General features: G+C 71.6%; 15 protein-coding genes. 10 read left to right on the top strand and 5 right to left on the bottom strand.

Annotation, left to right across the window (positions count from 1 at the left end; genetic code table 11):
• The first annotated feature begins 522 nt into the window (after positions 1-522).
• The 5 genes from ACZ43N_RS39040 (at position 523) to ACZ43N_RS39020 (ending at position 5,540) form a co-directional block, all read left to right on the top strand.
• A complete protein-coding gene (locus tag ACZ43N_RS39040) occupies positions 523-1,545 on the top strand; it encodes an NAD-dependent epimerase/dehydratase family protein (protein WP_468104114.1) in 1,023 nt (340 codons plus the stop codon).
• Positions 1,546-1,738: 193 nt separating this feature from the next.
• Positions 1,739-2,293, top strand: a complete 555-nt coding sequence (locus tag ACZ43N_RS39035) for a hypothetical protein (protein WP_468104112.1) — start codon at positions 1,739-1,741, stop codon at positions 2,291-2,293.
• Positions 2,294-2,503: 210 nt separating this feature from the next.
• Complete coding sequence (locus ACZ43N_RS39030) at positions 2,504-2,995, top strand: DUF6098 family protein (RefSeq protein ID WP_468104110.1); 492 nt, start codon at positions 2,504-2,506, stop codon at positions 2,993-2,995.
• Positions 2,996-3,026: 31 nt separating this feature from the next.
• Positions 3,027-4,481: a hypothetical protein gene (locus ACZ43N_RS39025; protein WP_468104108.1), complete on the top strand. Its 1,455-nt coding sequence runs from the start codon at positions 3,027-3,029 to the stop codon at positions 4,479-4,481.
• Between the two features lie 78 nt (positions 4,482-4,559).
• A complete protein-coding gene (locus tag ACZ43N_RS39020) occupies positions 4,560-5,540 on the top strand; it encodes a phosphotransferase family protein (RefSeq protein ID WP_468104106.1) in 981 nt (326 codons plus the stop codon).
• Here ACZ43N_RS39020 and ACZ43N_RS39015 read toward each other — a convergent pair.
• The 4 genes from ACZ43N_RS39015 to ACZ43N_RS39000 form a co-directional block, all read right to left on the bottom strand.
• Complete coding sequence (locus ACZ43N_RS39015; protein WP_468104104.1) at positions 5,531-6,028, bottom strand: GNAT family N-acetyltransferase; 498 nt, start codon at positions 6,026-6,028, stop codon at positions 5,531-5,533. The genes ACZ43N_RS39020 and ACZ43N_RS39015 overlap by 10 nt on opposite strands.
• 85 nt (positions 6,029-6,113) lie before the next feature.
• Positions 6,114-7,256, bottom strand: a complete 1,143-nt coding sequence (locus ACZ43N_RS39010) for a M48 family metallopeptidase (protein ID WP_468104102.1) — start codon at positions 7,254-7,256, stop codon at positions 6,114-6,116.
• Between the two features lie 274 nt (positions 7,257-7,530).
• Positions 7,531-8,613: a sugar ABC transporter substrate-binding protein gene (locus tag ACZ43N_RS39005; RefSeq protein ID WP_468104100.1), complete on the bottom strand. Its 1,083-nt coding sequence runs from the start codon at positions 8,611-8,613 to the stop codon at positions 7,531-7,533.
• Positions 8,610-11,144 carry a SpoIIE family protein phosphatase gene (locus ACZ43N_RS39000; protein WP_468104099.1) on the bottom strand — a complete coding sequence of 845 codons (2,535 nt, stop codon included), beginning with the start codon at positions 11,142-11,144 and terminating at the stop codon, positions 8,610-8,612. Before ACZ43N_RS39000 ends, ACZ43N_RS39005 begins: the two co-directional genes overlap by 4 nt.
• A 304-nt stretch (positions 11,145-11,448) precedes the next feature.
• Here ACZ43N_RS39000 and ACZ43N_RS38995 point away from each other — a divergent pair, with 304 nt between their 5' ends.
• From ACZ43N_RS38995 to ACZ43N_RS38975, 5 genes are all read left to right on the top strand, one after another.
• Positions 11,449-12,543, top strand: coding sequence for a sugar ABC transporter substrate-binding protein (locus ACZ43N_RS38995; RefSeq protein WP_468104097.1), 1,095 nt, complete (start codon positions 11,449-11,451; stop codon positions 12,541-12,543).
• A 47-nt stretch (positions 12,544-12,590) separates the two neighbouring features.
• On the top strand, positions 12,591-13,364 hold the full coding sequence (locus ACZ43N_RS38990; protein WP_468104096.1) for an ATP-binding cassette domain-containing protein: 774 nt from the start codon (positions 12,591-12,593) through the stop codon (positions 13,362-13,364).
• A gap of 12 nt (positions 13,365-13,376) precedes the next feature.
• Entirely contained in the window at positions 13,377-14,639 is a 1,263-nt protein-coding gene (locus ACZ43N_RS38985; protein ID WP_468104189.1) for a sugar ABC transporter permease, read from the top strand.
• Positions 14,640-14,800: 161 nt separating this feature from the next.
• Entirely contained in the window at positions 14,801-15,103 is a 303-nt protein-coding gene (locus ACZ43N_RS38980; RefSeq protein ID WP_468104094.1) for a hypothetical protein, read from the top strand.
• Between the two features lie 94 nt (positions 15,104-15,197).
• The gene (locus ACZ43N_RS38975; RefSeq protein ID WP_468104093.1) at positions 15,198-16,922 is read left to right on the top strand and encodes a dolichyl-phosphate-mannose--protein mannosyltransferase; all 1,725 of its coding nucleotides are present in this window, start codon (positions 15,198-15,200) and stop codon (positions 16,920-16,922) included.
• 69 nt (positions 16,923-16,991) lie between these two features.
• Here ACZ43N_RS38975 and ACZ43N_RS38970 read toward each other — a convergent pair.
• The coding region (locus tag ACZ43N_RS38970) for a glycine cleavage T C-terminal barrel domain-containing protein (RefSeq protein WP_468104091.1) at positions 16,992-18,242 on the bottom strand (1,251 nt) is incomplete at its 5' end.

Raw genomic sequence — 18,242 nt, 5'->3', positions numbered from 1 at the left:
CTGGGGTACTTCAGGGAACGCCAGGGCGAGCGCGAGGCAGGGGCGGGCGCGCGGCCCACAGGTGAAGAAGGCACGGTGAGCTACTCGGAGACGGGTCCGTGGACTCGGGCAGGGGGACGGGGGTACGACTGCGAGGTCTCGGAACGCCGGCTGCGCTGCACGGCCGCTCCACCGGATCACTCCGGAGGCCGCCCCGGGGAGTCGGTGTCCCACCACGTGGGTCCGTCCCGGGCACGGCATCGCCCATCGTGGCAGAGGGGAAGGGTGCGCCCCCTCGTGACGGCGGTGAGCCCGCCCGCCCACCCGCCCAACTGCTCGTGCCCTGCGCGTTCTTGTGCTGCCAGGTGGGCTTCCTCACAGCGGCCACGACACCTTCGGGCCGTCCCCGTCGGGAGTGACCCGGACAACACCCCGCCCGGCATGCCCGTCCCGCGCGTGAGGACGACCCGCCACGGGCACCAGAGCGCCTGCGCCGCCGGCCGTCGGGCCCCTGATCCGACCAGTCCCCGAAAGGTGGTGCGCATGACATCCGTGAGGTTCATCCCGTCCGGCCCCCGCGCCTGGGAACGGGCCCTGGTCACCGGAGGCGCCGGGTTCCTCGGCTCGCATCTGTGCGAACGCCTGCTGGAGCGGGGGGTCGCCGTGGACTGCGTCGACGATCTCTCCACGGGCTCGCCGGACAACATCGCCCCGCTGCGCGACCGGCCGGGCTTCCGCCTCGTCGTCCACGACATCGCCGATCCCACCGCGGCCGGCCTCATCGACCTGCTCCACGGCCCGTACGACCTGGTCCTCCACTTCGCCGGCCCCGCCGCACCCGCCGACCGCCGCCGCCTGCCCCTGAAGACGCTGGAGGCGGGCAGCACCGGCACCCGCAACGCGCTGGCGGTGGCCTGCCGGGACGGCGCGCGGTTCCTCCTCGGGTCCTCCCCGGCCGTCTACGGCCGCTCGCGCGGGCATCCGCAGCGGGAGGACGATGTCGGCGAGGTCGACCCGGTGGGGCCGCGCTCCGCCTACGAGGAGGCCCACCGGTTCTCCGAGGCGCTGGTCACCGCGTACGCGGGCGCGAAGGGTGCCGACGCGGGGATCGTACGGGTGTTCAGCACCTACGGGCCCCGGATGCGTGCGGACGACGGGCGAATGGTGTCCACGTTCATCCGGCAGGCCCTGGCCGGGGAGCCGCTGACGGTCGCGGGCGACGGCCGGCAGACACGGTCGCTGTGCTTCGTGGACGACGCGGTCGAGGGTGTGCTGCGGGTGGCGGCGGCCCGTTCGGTGCGCCCGGTCAACGTGGGCGGCGAGGAGACGAGCGTCGCAGCGCTCGCCCACCGGGTGATCGCCCTGACGGGCTCCGACTCGCCGCTGCGCTTCGTCCACCGCCCCGCCGGGCAGGCCGAGCGCCGGGTGCCCGACACCACGTGGATCCGTGAGCTGTTCGGCTGGAACCCGAGGGTGTCGTGGGAGGAGGGCCTGGAACGGACGGTCGCCCACTTCACCGCGGCGTCAGCACGTTTCCGCAGGTGTGACCGGGTACCCGCGGCATGAGCCACGCCCATGAGGAACAAAACAGGCCAAGGTGTTCGCCGGGGCCGCCGGGGTACTCGGTGGGGCCTTCGGTACCCGGGGGCCGCCGGGTCTCCCGAGGGGCCTTCGGTCGGCGGCGGCTCGCGAGGTGCCGGGAAGGCGAAGCGGGGCACCCTGCCCCGCGCCCATGTGGAGACCGCGAAGGAGCATCGTGATGAGTCATGCGACACGGCCCCGGTCCGCCTTCGTCCAGCGGACGGACACGGATCTGCTCTCCATCTACCTCAACGACCACCTGGCCGGCGCCACCGCGGGCACCGACCGCGCCCGCTACCTGGCCCGGTCCTGCCGTGGCACCGCCCTCGGCCCGACTCTGGAGACGATCGCCGGCGAGATCGCCAAGGACCGGCGCAGCCTGACGGACCTGCTGCACCGGCTGCACATCCCGGTCCGCCGCTACAAGGTCTGCATGGGCTGGGCCGCCGAGAAGCTGGGACGACTGAAGGCGAACGGCAGGCTGGTGCGCCGCTCCCCGCTCAGCACGGTGGTCGAACTGGAGGCGCTGCGGGTCGGGGTGAGCGGCAAGATCGCCTGCTGGGAGGCTCTGCGGCGGCTCTCCGAGAGCGACGAGCGCCTCGACACCGACGTGCTCGACGAGCTCCTGCGCCGTGGCCACCAGCAACTGAACACCTTGGAGGAACTCCACCGGGAACAGACCGCGTCCACCTTCCGCACCTCCGACCCGCATGGCCCGGGTGCACAGCGATGAGCGAACAGAGCCCGTCCCAGGCAGAAGGCGAACCCGACACCGGCTCCGACGTCGACACCGGCCGCGAACCGGCCCCGGACGAGCAGGTGCCCCGCACCACCCCCCCAGGCCGAAGGAGCACGCGACGACGAGACCGGTGACGGCGACAGCGATGTCGGTAACGGCGACGCGGACGACGACCGTCCCTGACACGACGGACCCGAGGACTCGATGAGCACCCGAGACGAACTCCCCGTGCTGCGGTCCCTGAAGGAACTGGCGGACCTGGTCCAGCACGCCTCCGGTCTCCATGTCCGCTGGTCACACGGCCCCGAAGCGGACCGCGACCTCGCCACGAGCAGGGACGGCCTCACGGGCGTACGGCTGCCGGGGCTGTCCGCCAACCCCCTCGACCTGGAGCCCTGGTGGGAGGACCGGCCCGTGGAACTGTGGGTGGCACGCCGTCTGTACGACTACTCGCACCTTCCGCGCGAGAAGGGACCGGGAGTGCGCCCGTGGATCCTGCGCGGCCGGGTGGAGGGGCGGGGGCCCGACAACGAACCTCTCCTCGGTGACATCGAACCCGTCGGCTGGATCGACGAGACGCTCATCAAGGAGGCCGAGGAGACCGTCGACCGCCAGGAGGGCGAGTGGGGCCCCATGCAGCGTGACGGCGACGAGCCGTCCAGAAACGCCGATGACGCTGACCGCCTCGGGGACTGAGCCCCAGCGCCTGCCGCTTAGTATGACGATCATGCAGCCGTCGGTGCCCGTTCCCGTCCATCTCGACCGGGTCCTGCGCGGTCTGGCGCTCAACCCGGCATTGCCGACTCCCCTGTTGCGCCGTCTGCTGGGTCACGGGTCGGCCGGCGTGGAGGCGTTGTCACAACGGCCGGAGCTGCCGTCGGATGTGGTCGACGAGGTCATCGAGGGCGGGGACGCCGACCTCATGCACGCGCTGGCCTGCAACTGGCAGCTGCCACCGGACGCCCGGGCCCGGCTCGCCGACGCCGAGGAGGACTTCACCCGCGCCGCGGTCGTCATCCGCGGCGCGGGACTGCCGCGGCGGGTGTGGGAGCGACTCGTGGCCGACCCTGCCACGGAGGTCCGGGAGTTCCTGGCCGAGAGCCCGAACATACCCTCAGATCTACGGGCCCGGCTCGTACGCGACCCCGTTCCCTCCGTGCGCGTCGCGCTGGCTCAGTGGTGGACGGACGCACCGGAGGACATCCGGCGGCTGCTGCTGACCGACGCGGAGGACACGGTACGGGCGGCGGCCTGCGCGACGTACTTCCGGAAGCTCCCTCACCCTGTGCCGCCCGCCGACCTGCACGCCGCGCTGCTCGCCGACCCCGTGACCCGGGCGGGCGTGGTGGCCCATCTGCGTCTCGACGGCGCCACGGCCCGCGCCCTCGCCACGGACCCCGACCCGGACGTGCGCCGGGCCGTCGCCGCCCATCCCGGGCTGCCGCCGGACCTGCGCGACCAGCTCGCCCGGGATCCCGCGCCGCTGGTGAGGACGGAGGTCTTCGCCCGGGCGGACACCCCTGAGGAGACCCGCGCCGAGATCCACGCGGACGTGCGGGCCCGTTCGGAGACCGCCCGGACCGACATCGTCGCGGCGGACGAGGAGGCGTTCGAGTACTACTTCGCGTACGTGGACCTCGTCCAACGGCATGTCCCGTGGGTCGCCGCATCGCCGCTCGACCATCTCGACTCGCCGTACGCCGCGTTCCGGCGTTCGGCGGCGGGAAGCGGCGGGCTGCCCGCCTCGGCGCTCGCGCGGCTGCTCGACGACGAGGACTCCACCGTGCGCGCCGTCGCGGCCCGGCGTATGCCCGGCCTGGACCCGGAGACGGCCGAACGTGTCGAGCGCCGGCACGAGGAGAACCGCAAGAGGCCGGGACGCCCGGCCGATCACGTCGTCTTTCCGCGCGAGACGCTGCACCGGTTCGCGACGGACCCCGACCCCCGGATACGGGATCTCGCACCGCGTGATCCGGATCTTCCCGCCGGGCTGGCCGAACGCCTGGCGACCGACGAGGCCGCCCGGGTACGGCGCGCGGTGGCCGGCCACCCGAATCTGCCGGGGCCCGCCGTACTGGCCCTGATCGCCGACCCCGACGAGTGGGTGGCCGGCACCGCGGCGCGTTCCCCCTCGGTGCCCCCGGAGGAAATGGAACGCCTCCTCGAACTCGCCGATCTGTGAACGGCACACCGAGCCGGGGTCCGACGGACGCAACAGAGGCCGACATCGAGACGCACGACACGAGGCGGGAGTGAGCAGGTGACGGGAGGACGAGAAGGTGCCGGCGGTTCCGACCCTGCCGACCAGAGGTGGAGCGCGACGCGCGGCTGGGTCGAGCAGCAGTTGTCGGAGGGGGAACGGATCGTGGACGTCACACGGTTGCGTGGCGGCTGGACGTCGCAGATGCGCCGGCTGGACGTCGAGGGACCCGGCGGTCGGCGCTCACTGGTGCTGCGGTCCTTCGTCAAGCCCTTCTTCGTACGGCACGCGCAGGGGCTGCTGACCCGCGAGGCGAACGTGCTGCGCCTGCTCGGCGGCACAGGGGTGCCGAGGGCGGCACCGGTCGCGGTGGACCCGGCCGGCGAGCACTGTGACCACCCGTCACTGCTGATGTCCCTGCTGCCGGGGTCCGTGCGTCTGGACGGCGAGGACGCCGATCGTCGTGCCGAACTGCTCGCGCGTCAGCTGCTGGGCATCCACCGTCTGGCGGTGGCGGAGGAGCAGCGGCCTCGCGTCTATCAGGCGTGGACCTCTCCCGAGCGGGTGAGACCACCCGACGGCACGCGCCGGCCCGAGCTGTGGCGGGCGGCCGTGGACGTCATCCGGCGGGAGCCGCCGGACCACCGGTCCTGCTTCCTCCACCGGGACTTCCACCCGGGGAACGTTCTCTTCACCGGCGACGGTGACGGTCTCCGCGTCAGCGGCGTCGTCGACTGGGTGGAGACGTCCTGGGGGCCGGCCGACCTGGATGTGGCGCACTGCTCGACGGCTCTGGCCCTGTTGCACGGGGTCCCCGAGGGCATGCGCTTCGCCGACCGCTATGCCGCGGCCGGCGGGCGGTTGGCCGAGGATCCTGCCTCCCACCTGTACTGGCGGCTGCTGGACGCGCTGGCCTTCGCGCCGGACGCCGAGAAAGTCGCCGTCCCGTGGCGGGAGGTGGGCCGCCGCGATCTGACGCCCGCGGTCCTCACCACGCGACTGGAGTCCTATCTCCAAGCCCTCTTCGATCGCTACGGCTGAGGGGCCCGCGGAGCCTGAGCCGCGAGTTCGCCGAGGGGGACACCACTCAGCCGGCACACCGTCCACTCCTCCAGGAGTTCGGCGCCGAGCGACTTGTAGAAGCCGATCGCCGGTTCGTTCCAGTCGAGGACCCACCACTCGAAGCGCTCGAACCCCTCCCGCAGGCAGATCGCGGCGAGCGACGCGAGCAGGGCCCTGCCGTACCCGCCGCCCCGTGCCGTCGGCCGTACGTAGAGGTCCTCCAGGTGCATGCCCCGCGTTCCGGTCCAGGTCGAGAAGCGGGGGAACCACAGGGCGTACCCCACGGTCTCGCCGGTCTCCTCGTCCTCGGCGATGAGGGCGTACGCGGCGGGGTGGTCGCCGAACAGCGCCTCGCGGAGCTGCTCCTCGGTCGCTCGGGCCTGCTCCACCGCTCTCTCGTACTCGGCGAGTTCGCGGATCATGGCGCGGATGTCCGCGACGTCGTTCACAGTGGCAGCCCGGATCATGCGGGAGATCATCGGTCACGGCAGCGAACCGTGTCCACCGTATTCGATGCCTGGTGCAGCGCGGTCGCGAAGCGACAACGGCGGCTCAGACCAGCACGCACTCCTGGATGATCTTGCGCGCGACCAGTCGCCGCGGCCCTTCCAGTTCGCTCTCGATGGCGTCCGCTTCCGTACCGCCCAGCGTGACCGCTGCGGGCCGCTCGGTTTGCGGGTTCAGCCGGGCGATCCGCGGGTCGTCTGCATCGGCGGCGGCCGGGCCGTCCGGCTCGCGGTCGGGCAGGGACGCCGCGTGGGCGGCGACCTTGGTCCAGAAGTCCCGCTCGGCGTTCCGCACCGCGTCGCCCCGGCCGAAGGTACGGGTGGCGATGGCCAGTCGATGCATCTCGTTGCCCACGCTGTCGGCCGACCGCCGGTCGCGCAGCAAGGAGACCACCGCCGGGGTGGAGGCGACCCGGGCCGCCTCGAGGTCCGCCCGGAACTCCGCGTACCGCGCCGCGGGGAGGGTGAGCCGGAGCAGCGCTCGGGTCAGGCCCTTCATCACAAGCTGCGGAACCCACAGCACGTAGTTGACGATCCGTCCGCGCTTCTTGAAATCACGCGTGGCCTCGGACACCTCGTCCGCGTGGGGGGAGCAGGGGGACGCCTTCCAGATCCCCGCCGGCGCGTCGGGACGGGTCTCTGCCAGTTCCATCCCGCCGTTCAGCGAGGTGAGCGCCGCACCGACCAGTGCACCCCGCCTCACATCACCCCCGGAACACACCAGTTCCTGCGTGAGCGCGGCGACCCGCTGCTCCGGGCCGGACGTCGCCCAGAGCGGGAGCCCTAGGTCCAGCACCCGGTTGCGCCGGATGCCGTACGCGGAAACCCGTACGTCGAACTCCGAGGTGATCCGCACGGCGTCGACGCGTCGCTCGCCGACCTCGTCGGCGATCGTGTCGAGCAGCGTGAACAGCGTGGGTGCCTCGTCGCGCCGCAGGGTGGGCCAGTCGGACGCGAGGGCGCCGAAGCGGGGGCGGAGTTGGGCGGCGATGCCGAGCAGGACCAGCCCGATCACCGGCTGCACGATCGTCGCCCAGCCGAACACGACCAGTGTGAGGCCGCCGATCAGCAGCCCCGCCACGATGAGATGCGCCGCACACGCCACGCCGTACGCGACCGCCGTGGCCACTCGCCCTCTGCCGGGCTGCGCGGTTCCCGCCGCACCCGCCACCTGTGTCTGCCGCAACACGCTCTCCCCCGTCGGTTGCGGAGATCATAGACGCGGTACCACTCCACAGAGCCCGAACTGGCGTCCGATGGCCGGTGGCAGGCCATGTCCGACCGGTTACCGTCGCCGGGGCTCGTCGTCGAACATCGCACGACAACGGGCCGGTGCGTCGTGCACGGGGCCCGTCACTCACGCAGTCCCCGTCCCCGCGGGAAGGCGCGCTCACCCCGAACCCAGAAGGCCCTCACCTGTTCAAGCACCCAGCACACGTGTCACCGACGTCCTCGGACAGCCCTTAGCTCGTGAGTCCCGCCCGGGCGCACGCGGGGCGGAGGCTGGGGGTGCAGATCTGGTCGACGGTGTAGACGCCGTCCTCGACGAGGGTTCGCCCTATGGTGCCGGCCGTCACGGGGGTGGGGGTGAGCAGCACGGTCGGGATGTCCTCGGTGGTGGGGCTGTCGGTCGTGGTGGTGGCGATGTCGTCCAGATCCTCGCCGCGGCCCAGGGCGACAGCCATGCGGGCCGCCGCGGACGCCTCCGCCCCGAAGGACTTGTACACCGTCATGGACTGCTCGCCGTCGATGATGCGCCGCAGCGCGTCGAGGTCGGCGTCCTGGCCGGTGACCGGGGGGACTTCACGGACGCCGGCCTTCTTGAGGGCGGAGATGACTCCGGCGGCGATCGCGTCGTTGGCCGCGAGAACACCGTCGATCCGGTTCGGGCCGAGGGCGGCGATGGCGGCGTCCATGTTGGTGTGGGCGTTCTCCGTGCTCCATCCCTGGGTCTCGTACTCCCTGCCGATCTTCACCTTGCCCTTGATGACGGACAGGGCACCCTCCCGGTACCAGGCCGCGTTCGGGCTGGCGGGGTCGCCGTTCATCATGACCACGGTCCCGCCCTTCGCGTCGCGACCCATCGCCTTCAGCAGGGCCGCGCCCTGGAGCCTGCCGACCTGTGCGCCGTTGAAGGAGACATAGCCCGAGACCGGGCCTTCGGCGAGCCGGTCGTAGGCGACGACCGGGACACCCGCGCGGCGGGCCTCCTGGACCGAGGAGCGGATCGCCCGGGTGTCGGCGGCATCGAGGATCAGCACCTCGGCCCCCTTGGTGATCATGGAGGTGACCTGTTCCCTCTGGCGGGCCGCGTCGTTCTCGGCGTTGGCGTACCGCAGGGTGCAGCGGGGGCAGAGTTGCTTGATCCGCTTCTGGATCAGCGGCTTGTCGAAGTGCTCCCAGCGGGGGATCGCCCCGCTCGGCAGGAGCACACCGACGGTGAAGCCGTCCGAGCCCGTTTCGTCGTCCCCTCCGCAAGCGGTCATGGACACCGCCATGAGCACGGTGACGACCGCCGCGCCGACCTGTCCCGTACGTGTTCTCATGACAGGTCCCTCGGTCCTGTTCGGGTCCCCTGATCCGCGGGGGCCGCCTCGCGTGTCGGTACGACGATCTCGCTCCACACCTGTTTCCCACCCGCCACCGGCACCGAGCCGAAGGAGTCGGACATCGCCTCGACGAGCATCAGGCCGCGCCCGCCGGTCGACTCCCAGTCCACGATGACCGGCTTGGCGGGGGCGCGGGGCGAGGAGTCGCTGACGCAGACGCGCACCCGGTTTCCGCGCAGGGTGAGATCGATGCGTACGGGGCCCTGGGTGTGCACCAGGGCGTTGGTGACCAGTTCGGAGACGACCAGCAGCACCGTGTCGGCCACCTCCTGCGCCTGCCACCGGCGCAGGGTGCGCGCGGTGAAGCGGCGGGCGTGCATGACCGCGTCGGGCAGCCGCCACACCGCCCAGCCGGCCTTGACCGGCCGGGTGCGCATCCCGTCGTAGCGCAGCAGCAGCAGCGCCACGTCGTCCTCGCGGGGGCCGAGGTCGCCGAGGAGGCCGTCGGCCATCCGCCCGGGGTCGGTCGGATCGGCGGCGGTGAGCGCGGCGCGCATCCGGCGCATGCCCTCGTCCAGGGGCAGGTCGGCGGCCTCGACCAGGCCGTCGGTGACCAGCGCGAGCACCGTGCCGGGGACGATCGGGACGGCGGTCATGGGGAACTCGGCGTCGGCGAGGATGCCGAGCGGGGGCCCACCCTCGACCAGTACCTCCTGGGTGCGGCCGTCGGCGTGGCGGACCAGCGGGGAGAGGTGTCCGGCGCGGACGAAGAGGATGTTGTCCTCCTCCATGTCCAGTTCGGCGTAGCAGCAGGTGGCGAACAGGTCGGTCTCCATGCCGACGAGGAGCCGGTTGGCGTGCGAGATCACCACGTCGGGCGGGTGCCCCTCGACCGCGTAGGCGCGGACCGCCGTACGCATCTGGCCCATGATCGTCGCGGCGCCGGCACTGTGTCCCTGGACGTCGCCGATGACCAGCGCCACCCGGTCCTCGGAGAGGGCGATGACGTCGTACCAGTCACCACCGACCTGGAGTCCCTGGCGTGCGGGCACATAGCGGGCGACGGCGATGCCGCCGGGCAGGTCGGGCAGGCGCCGGGGCAGCAGACTGCGCTGGAGCATCGTCGCGAGCTCCTGCTCGGCGTCGTGCGCCTGCGCGCGTTTGAGCGCGTCACCGACGAGCGCGGCGGTGGCGGTCAGCAGGGACCGCTCGTCGGGGACGAACTCGTGCGGACGGTCCCAGCCGATCAGGCACACGCCGACGGCGCGGCCCTTGGCGGGCAGCGGCAGGACGGCCAGACCACCGGGGCCGACACCGACCAGCCCCGGCTCGAACTCCGTGCCCGCCGGCCACAGGTCCATGCGTCCGTCCCGCAGGGCCGCCCTGAGGGTCGGCAGCATGCTCATCGGCGCCTCGGGCCACTCGGAACGCCATTCGGCCCGCCATCTCTCGGGCCAGTAGACGGTCTGGGGCGGGTCAAGGACGGTCACCACGAGCCGGTCGCCCTGGAGTTCGGCGAGCGCCACCCGGTCGGCGCCGAGCGGCTCGCGCAGCGCGCCGACCACGACCCGGCCGACGTCCCGGACCGTCGTGGCGGCGTCGAGTGCCGTGGTCAGCCACTGGATCCTGAAGACGTCGTCGGCGCTGCGACGGAACTCCGAGGTCGCCGTCACGATGCCCTGCACCCGCTCGGGCCGGCCGTCGGCGCCGGCCAGGACCCGGCAGCCGAGGCTCAGCCAGCGCATTCCGCCCGTGGGACAGCGGACGCGGAACTCCAGTTCTCGCCGCTCGACCGCCTGGGTGGTGGGCTCCACCACCGACATCAGGGCGTGCATGTCCTCCGGGAAGGCGTGGGCCAGCAGCGTGTCCGCCTTGCCGTCGAACTCGTCCGGCGTGATCCCGACCAGGTCGAGCAGGGTCTCGTCCGCCTCGATGAGCCCGGTGTCCGGCACCAGGCTGAACGAACCCACGTGCATATTGCGCAGGGCGGTGGTCAGCGGCGACGTCGGCACCGCGCCGCCGTCCCCGGCGCGCAGGACGTCGGCGACGGCGTCGGCGTACCGTCCGAGGAAGCCGCGCTGCTCGGGGTCGAAGCCGGCGGGTGACGGCCCCACGACGACGAGGCAGCCCCGGCGGCCTCCCTCCGCCCTGAGGGGCAGGGCACCGAGGGAGACCCGCGTGCCCGGCGGCGTCGGCCCTCCCTCCGGGTAGTCGGCGAGCGCCGGGGCATCGAGCCAGAGCGGCCGGCCGGTGCGGACGGCGTGCGCGGCGGCCGACGGGCCGGACAGGGCCAGCCGGTCGGGCGGCGCGTAGGCGGCGGCGCCGCGTCCCGTCGTCTCCGCCAACCGGAGCTCCGTGTCCGTCGCGCCGGCCGTGTAGACGGCGGCGAGCGCCGCTCCGGCGAACGTCAGCGCCCGTTCGCTCGCCGCGGCCTCCGGCAGCAGAGAGGGATAGCGGGCGTCGGCGCCACCGTAGCCGGACACCCGCGGCTCCGAGACTCCGGCCTGGACAGGGCCGTCATGAGGCATGTCCGCAACCTTCCTCCCGTCCATGCCGCGAGCCCTGACAAGATCAGGCACTCACCTACCAGAATCGCATATACACACCAACCGGACAGAACCATTGAAAGGTCGGCGGGTCACCATTCGCAGAACATCTCGGCCGATGACACACTGACGACGTGGTCGCCCCGCCGCTTCCACGCGGTACGTTCCGAAGCCGGGGAGTGCCGCTCCGCTCCGCGACCGGACACGCATCCCTGACTCCGCGACGCACACGGGTCTTCCCCCTGCGGTGAGGGGCGACGCGGCGAAGGGCGAGGAGGTCAGTCACATGAAGGCCCGCATCCGGGACGTGGCCGCCACCGCCGTGACCGCGGTCTCGACGGCCGTCGTCCTCACCGCCTGCGGGGGCGACGACACCGCCGACGACACGTCGGGCGGGAGCGACGCCACGACGATCGCCCTGCTGCTGCCGGACTCCACCACGGCGCGGTGGGAGACCCAGGACAGGCTGCTGCTGGAGCGGGAGGTCGAGGAGCGCTGCTCCGACTGCGAGGTCGAGCACGGCAACGCCAAGGGCGATGTGGCCGCCCAGCGGGAGCAGGTGGACTCCATGATCACCCGGGGGGTGGACGCCATCGTGCTCGTGGCCGTGGACGCCAAGGCACTCGCGAGCTCGGTGGAGAAGGCGGCGGACGCGGGCATCCCGGTCATCGCCTACGACCGGCTCGCCGAAGGCCCCATCTCGGGTTATGTCTCCTTCGACGGCGAGGAGGTGGGCCGGCTCCAGGGCACAGCCCTGCTGACGGCCATGGGCGAGGACGCGGACGGCGCCCAGATCGTCATGATGAACGGCGATCTCAGCGACCCCAACGCGGTGGCGTTCAAGAAGGGCGCGCTGTCGGTGCTCGAGGGCAAGGTGAAGATCGGCAAGGAGTACGACACCGCCCTGTGGCGGACGGAGACCGCGAACATGAACATGTCCAGCGCGATAGCCAGCCTCGGCGCCGACTCCATCGACGGGGTCTACGCCGCCAACGACGGTCTCGCCGCCGGCAGCATCTCCGCCCTGAAGGCGAACAAGGTGGACCCGCTGCCGCCGATCACCGGACAGGACGCGGAGCTGCGCGCCGTCCAGCGGATCGTCACCGGCGAGCAGTACATGACCGTCTACAAGCCCTTCGCGCCCGAGGCCTCCGCCGGTGCCGCCATGGCCGTGGCGGTGGCCCGCGGTGACAGCCTCGACAAGGTGGCCACGGACACCGTGTCCGCCGACGGCAGGACGGTGCCCGCCGTCATGCTGGCCCCCGTACCCGTGACCGCCGACACGATCGAGAAGACCTTGGTGCAGGACGGCGCCTACACGGTCGAGCAGATCTGCACCCCCGCAGTACAGGCCGCCTGCGAGAAGGTCGGCCTGACCTGACAGCCGGTCACGACCGGACCCGCGCCCCGGTGAGGAGATGGTTGCCCGTGCCGAGTACCCCCCTGCTGGCGCTGCGCGGTGTGTGCAAGCGCTTCGGCATCGTCGACGTCCTCAAGGACGTCGAGCTGGAGATCCACGCCGGACAGGTCGTCGCTCTGCTGGGCGACAACGGGGCCGGCAAGTCCACCCTGGTCAAGGTGATCTCCGGGGTGGCACCCGCGGACAGGGGTGTCATCGAGTGGGAGGGCGGCAGGGTCCACATCAGGCGCCCTCATGACGCCCGGGATCTCGGCATCGCCACCGTGTACCAGGACCTAGCGCTGTGCGGGAACCTCGACGTCGTCGGCAATCTGTTCCTCGGGCGTGAGATCCGCCGGTTCGGGTTGCTCGACGAGGTGGAGATGGAGCGCCGCACCAGGCATCTGCTGGAGCGGCTGACCAGGGGCATCCCCGATCTGCGCGCCCCCGTCGTCGCGCTGTCCAGCGGTCAGCGGCAGACGGTCGCCATCGCCCGCTCCCTGCTGGGCGAGCCCCGTGTGCTGATCCTTGACGAGCCGACCGCGGCCCTGGGGCTGGAGCAGACCAACGAGGTCCTGGACCTCGTCGACCAGCTGCGGGACCGGGGGCTCGGGGTCCTGCTCATCAGCCACAACATGGGCGACGTCAAGGCGCTCGCGGACCGGGCCGCCGTGCTGCGGCTGGGCCGCAACAACGGCTTCTTCGATGTGAACACCGCCTCCCAGGAACAGATCATCGCCTGCATCACCGGCGCCACGGAGAACGTGCCCCGTCGGGTGGCCGCCCCCGAGGCTGGGTGGTGAGGGATGCGCGAGATGCGGGAGGACCCGAGGACGGACTCGACCGGATCCGGCCCCGAGACCGGTGAGCCGCGAGGCGGACGGGGCGTCGCCGGGACGCTGGAGCGCGGGGTCGCCGTCCTCCGGCGCAAGCTGAGCTCCGGGGAGCTGAACTCGCTGCCCGTCGTCCTCGTCCTGGCCGCCGTCTGGATCACCTTCCAGATTCTCAACGAGAACTTCCTCTCGCCCCGGAACCTGTCCAACCTCAGTGTGGACATCGTGGGCACGGGGCTGATCGCCGTGGGGATCGTCTTCGTGCTGCTGATCGGCGAGCTGGACCTGTCGGTCGGCGCGATCAGCGGACTCGCCGCCGCCGTCTTCGCCGTGCTCAACGTGAACAACGGCGTGCCCGAATGGCTGGCACTGGTCATCGCGGTACTCGCCGGCACCGCCGCCGGCACCGTCCAGGGTTTCTCCTTCGCCAGGACCCGGGTGCCCGCGTTCGTCGTCACCCTGGCGGGCCTGCTCACCTGGAACGGGCTGATGCTCTACATCCTGGGCACCAGCGGCACGGTCAACCTCGGCGAGGACGGTATCGTCGCCAAGCTGACCAGCCACTACTTCAGCCACGACGCCGCCGCCTACGGTGTGGCGGCGATCAGTGCCGTCATGGTGTTCGTCGCCTCCCACCGGGACAGACGGCGCCGTATGGCGGTCGGTATGCCGCACCGCTCGCTCACGGGCATCGCGGTGCGCACGGGGGTGGTGGCGGTGCCCGCGTTCGTCATCGCGTACGTCCTCAACCGTTTCCAGGGGCTGCCGCTCGCCCTGCTCGTCTTCCTCGTGGTGGTGGCCGGCCTGGACGTCGTGCTCCGGCGCACCCATTACGGACGGCAGGTGTACGCGCTCGGCGGCGGTGTCGAGGCCGCGCGCCGCGCCAGCCTCAATGTGACCGGGGTCCAGACTGCCGTGCTCGCGGTCTCGGGCACCATGGCCGGGATCGGCGGTCTGTTCCTCGCCTCCCGCATCACGTCGGTGAGCCAGAGTTCCGGTTCGGGCGTCCTGCTGCTCAACGCGATCGCGGCGGCCGTCATCGGCGGCACCAGCCTGTTCGGGGGACGCGGCACGACCTGGTCGGCGGTGCTCGGCATGCTGGTCATCCAGTCGATCGCCTCGGGCATGGCCATCACGGACACACCCGTCGCCGTCCAGTTCATGATCACGGGCGGGGTGCTGTTCGCCGCGGTGGTCATCGACTCCCTGTCACGCCGCTCGCAGGAGGCACACGGCCGCGCTTGACCCCCCGGGCCGCCACCCGGACGCGCCCCTGTCACGACGCACCCTCGACCGGCTGCTCCCCGCCCCAACCATGGTGCGGACGACACCCGGGCCCTCGGGTCACGGGTCAAGATCTCGCCGACAAGCACCCGGGCCACTACGACTTCCGCGGCAAGCGCTGCGTGAAGGACCTGGAACTCCAGCATGTGAGGGTCACCGGAACCGATGACAACGCCGCCGAGATCCGGTTTCGGCACAACTGCTGGAAGCACGACGCGGACCTGGTCATCCGCTACGCGGGCGTTGCCTGTTGGAAGACCACCACTGCGCCAGCTGACGACCTGGGAACACTGATCCTCGACGAAGTCCTGCCTCACCCGCACGGTTGCAGCCACGAGCTCGCGTTCTGGAACGGCACGCTCACCGTTGTCTGTCGTGACCTGGAGTCGGCCTGGATCCAGGCCGACTGCTGCGAGGGGCCATGACTCCGCCCTGTCCACTCGGACGAATCGATGAGCCGCGACCGGCACGGGATGGAGGCGGGCCCTGCCACGGCTGTCGACGTACTAGGGTCACCCGGTGACGAGTAGCGACGTGACGCGTGGTCCTGTTCCGGAGGCGAGTCCCGCGGCGAGGGAGCCGGTTCCCTGGCGGGACCGGTTGCGCCGCTTCGGGTATGCCGGGCATCCGGCGCCCGACATTCGCGAACGACTCGTCCCGCGGTTCCCTGAACCGGGGACGCGTCCGTGGGTGCGCCTCGGGCTCGGGCCGGTGGCGGCGTACCGGGTCGCGCACGCGGTGGGCCTGCTGGGCCCGTTGCTGGTCGCCGCGCTGGCAGGCGCGATCCGCTTCCGGGACCTCGGCCGGCCGCACGCGGTGGTCTTCGACGAGACGTACTACGCCAAGGACGCCTGGTCCCTGCTCCGTCTCGGCTACGAGGGGACCTGGCCGGACCGCAAGGTCGCCGACCCGCAGATCCTGGCGGACCCCCAGGTGATCTCGCTGACCGAGCCGGGGACGTTCGTCGCGCATCCGCCGACGGGCAAGTGGGTCATCGCCGTCGGGGAGTGGATGTTCGGGCTCGACCCGTTCGGCTGGCGCTTCATGACGGCCTTGCTGGGCACGCTGTCGGTGCTGATGCTGTGCCGAATAGGACGCCGTCTGTTCCGTTCGACGCTGCTGGGGTGTCTGGCCGGCGCGCTCATGGCGATGGACGGCCTGCACCACGTGATGAGCCGCTCGGCGCTCCTCGACATCGTGGTGATGTTCTTCGTGCTCGCCGCCTTCGGCTGCCTCCTGGTCGACCGGGACCGTGCGCGGGCCCGGCTCGCGGCCGCCCTGCCGGTCGGCGACGACGGCCGCGCGGGCCCCGACGCGGACGTCGCCGAGCGCACCGGTACGGGAGCGCGCCCCTGGCGCCTCGCGGCCGGGGTCTGCCTGGGCCTGGCCGCCTCCACGAAGTGGAACGGCCTCTACGTCCTGGTCTTCTTCCTGGTCCTGACCGTGCTGTGGGACGTCGCCGCGCGCCGCGTCGCGGGTGCCCGCCGCCCGTACCGCGCGGTGCTGCGCAAGGACCTCGGCTGGTCGGTGCTGTCCGTCGTGCCCGTGGCCGTGGTGACGTATGTGCTCACGTGGACCGGGTGGTTCCTGTCCGACAAGGGCTACGGGCGGCACTGGGCGGATGGCCGCGGCGGAATCTGGTCGTGGATCCCGGCGCCGCTGCGCAGCCTGTGGCACTACGAGTACGGGGTCTACCAGTTCAACGTGGGACTGCACACCGCGCACAAGTACGAGTCGAGCCCGTGGAGTTGGCTGGTCCTCGGCCGTCCCGTGCTGTTCCACTACCAGTCGCCGAAGCCCGGGCAGGACGGCTGCGCCACCGCGGTCGACTGCTCGCAGACGGTGCTCGCCCTGGGCACACCGCTGCTCTGGTGGACGGGATGCTGCGCGCTCGGCTATCTGCTCTTCCGGTGGGCGCTGCGCCGCGACTGGCGCGCGGGCGCAGTGCTGTGCGGTGTCGGCGCGGGCTACCTGCCGTGGTTTCTGTACCAGGACCGGACGATCTTCTCCTTCTACGCCGTGGTGTTCGTGCCGTTCCTGTGTCTGGCGGTGGCGATGACCGTGGGCGCGCTGCTCGGACCACCGGGAGCGGAAGAGAACCGCCGCTCCGCCGGCGCGATCGTCGCCGGTGCCCTGGTGCTGCTCATCGCGTGGAACTTCATCTACTTCTTCCCGCTCTACTCGGGCCAGACGATCCCGTACGCGGGCTGGCGGAGCAGGATGTGGCTCGACACCTGGGTCTGACCACCCGCGCCGCCCCGCCTCTCGTACTCAGCCGCGATCGCTCACACGTAGATGGGCACGCCGCGCCCCTCACCCACGAAGACGGGACATCGACGGGTCGAACAACGGCTCCTCGGCCACGACAGCCTCCACGCGCTGGTCGAAGTACCCGATGTGCAGCACGGTCCCGGGGGCGGTGAGTTCCGTGGGGAGCCACGCGTAGGCGATGCCCTTGCCGATGGTGTGGCCGTAGGCGGCGCTGGTGACGTACCCGACCGGGCGGTCCCCGTCGTAGACCGGTTCCTTGCCCATCACGACCGACCGCGGGTCGTCGATGACGAGGCAGGACAGCTTGCGCCGGACGTTCTCCTTACGGCGAAGCAGTGCGGTCTTGCCGATGAAGTCGTCCTTGTCGAGCTTGACGGCGAAGCCGACGCCGGCTTCGTAGGGGTCGTGCTCGTAGGTCATGTCGGTACCGAAGGAGCGGTACCCCTTCTCCAGGCGCAGGCTGTTGAAGGCGCCGCGTCCGGCGACGATGCCGCCCAGCGGCCGGGCTGCCGCCCACAGCGTGTCCCACAGCTTTTGGCCCAGGTCGGCGGTGGTGTACAGCTCCCAGCCGAGTTCACCGACATACGACAGCCGCATCGCGGTCACCGGAACGGAGCCGACATGGGCGGGCTTGGCACGGAAGTACTTCAGCCCGTCGTTGGAGAAGTCCTCGTCCGTGAGCGGCTGGAGGACCTTGCGGGCCAGCGGCCCCCACAACCCGATACAGCAGGTGCCGGAGGTGAGGTCACGCACCTGCACCGTGCCGTCGGCCGGAAGATGCCGGCCAAGCCAGTCCAGGTCCAGGTTGCCGTTCGCACCCACCTGGAAGACGTCACGGGCAAGGCGGGCCACGGTGATGTCACTGCGGATCCCGCCGTCATGGTCCAGCAGCAGGGTGTAGGTCACCGAGCCGACGGACCTGGCGACCCTGCCCGTGCACAGCCGCTCCAGGAAACCGGCCGCACCGGGCCCGGACACTTCGAGCCGCTTGAGGGCGGTCATGTCATACATCGCAACGGTCTCACGGGTGGCCTGCGCCTCCGCACCCACGATCGGCGACCAGAACCGGGCCGCCCACTCGTTCGGGGCGGCAATGCTACGGCCCTCGACCAGCGACGCGTTGGCCTCATACCACTGCGGCCGCTCCCAGCCGTTCGCCTCCAGGAAGAACGCCCCCAACTCCTGCTGGCGGGCATAGAAGGGGCTGGTGCGGATCGGCCGCGGATCCCCCGACGGCTGGAGCGGATGGAGGATGTCGTAGACCTCGACGAAGTTCTGGCAGTCCCGGGCCAG

It is taken from the genome of Streptomyces sp. NPDC030814 (assembly GCF_055572155.1).
Note: the sequence above shows the minus strand (reverse complement) of the source record. Positions and strands in the feature narration are given on the sequence as shown.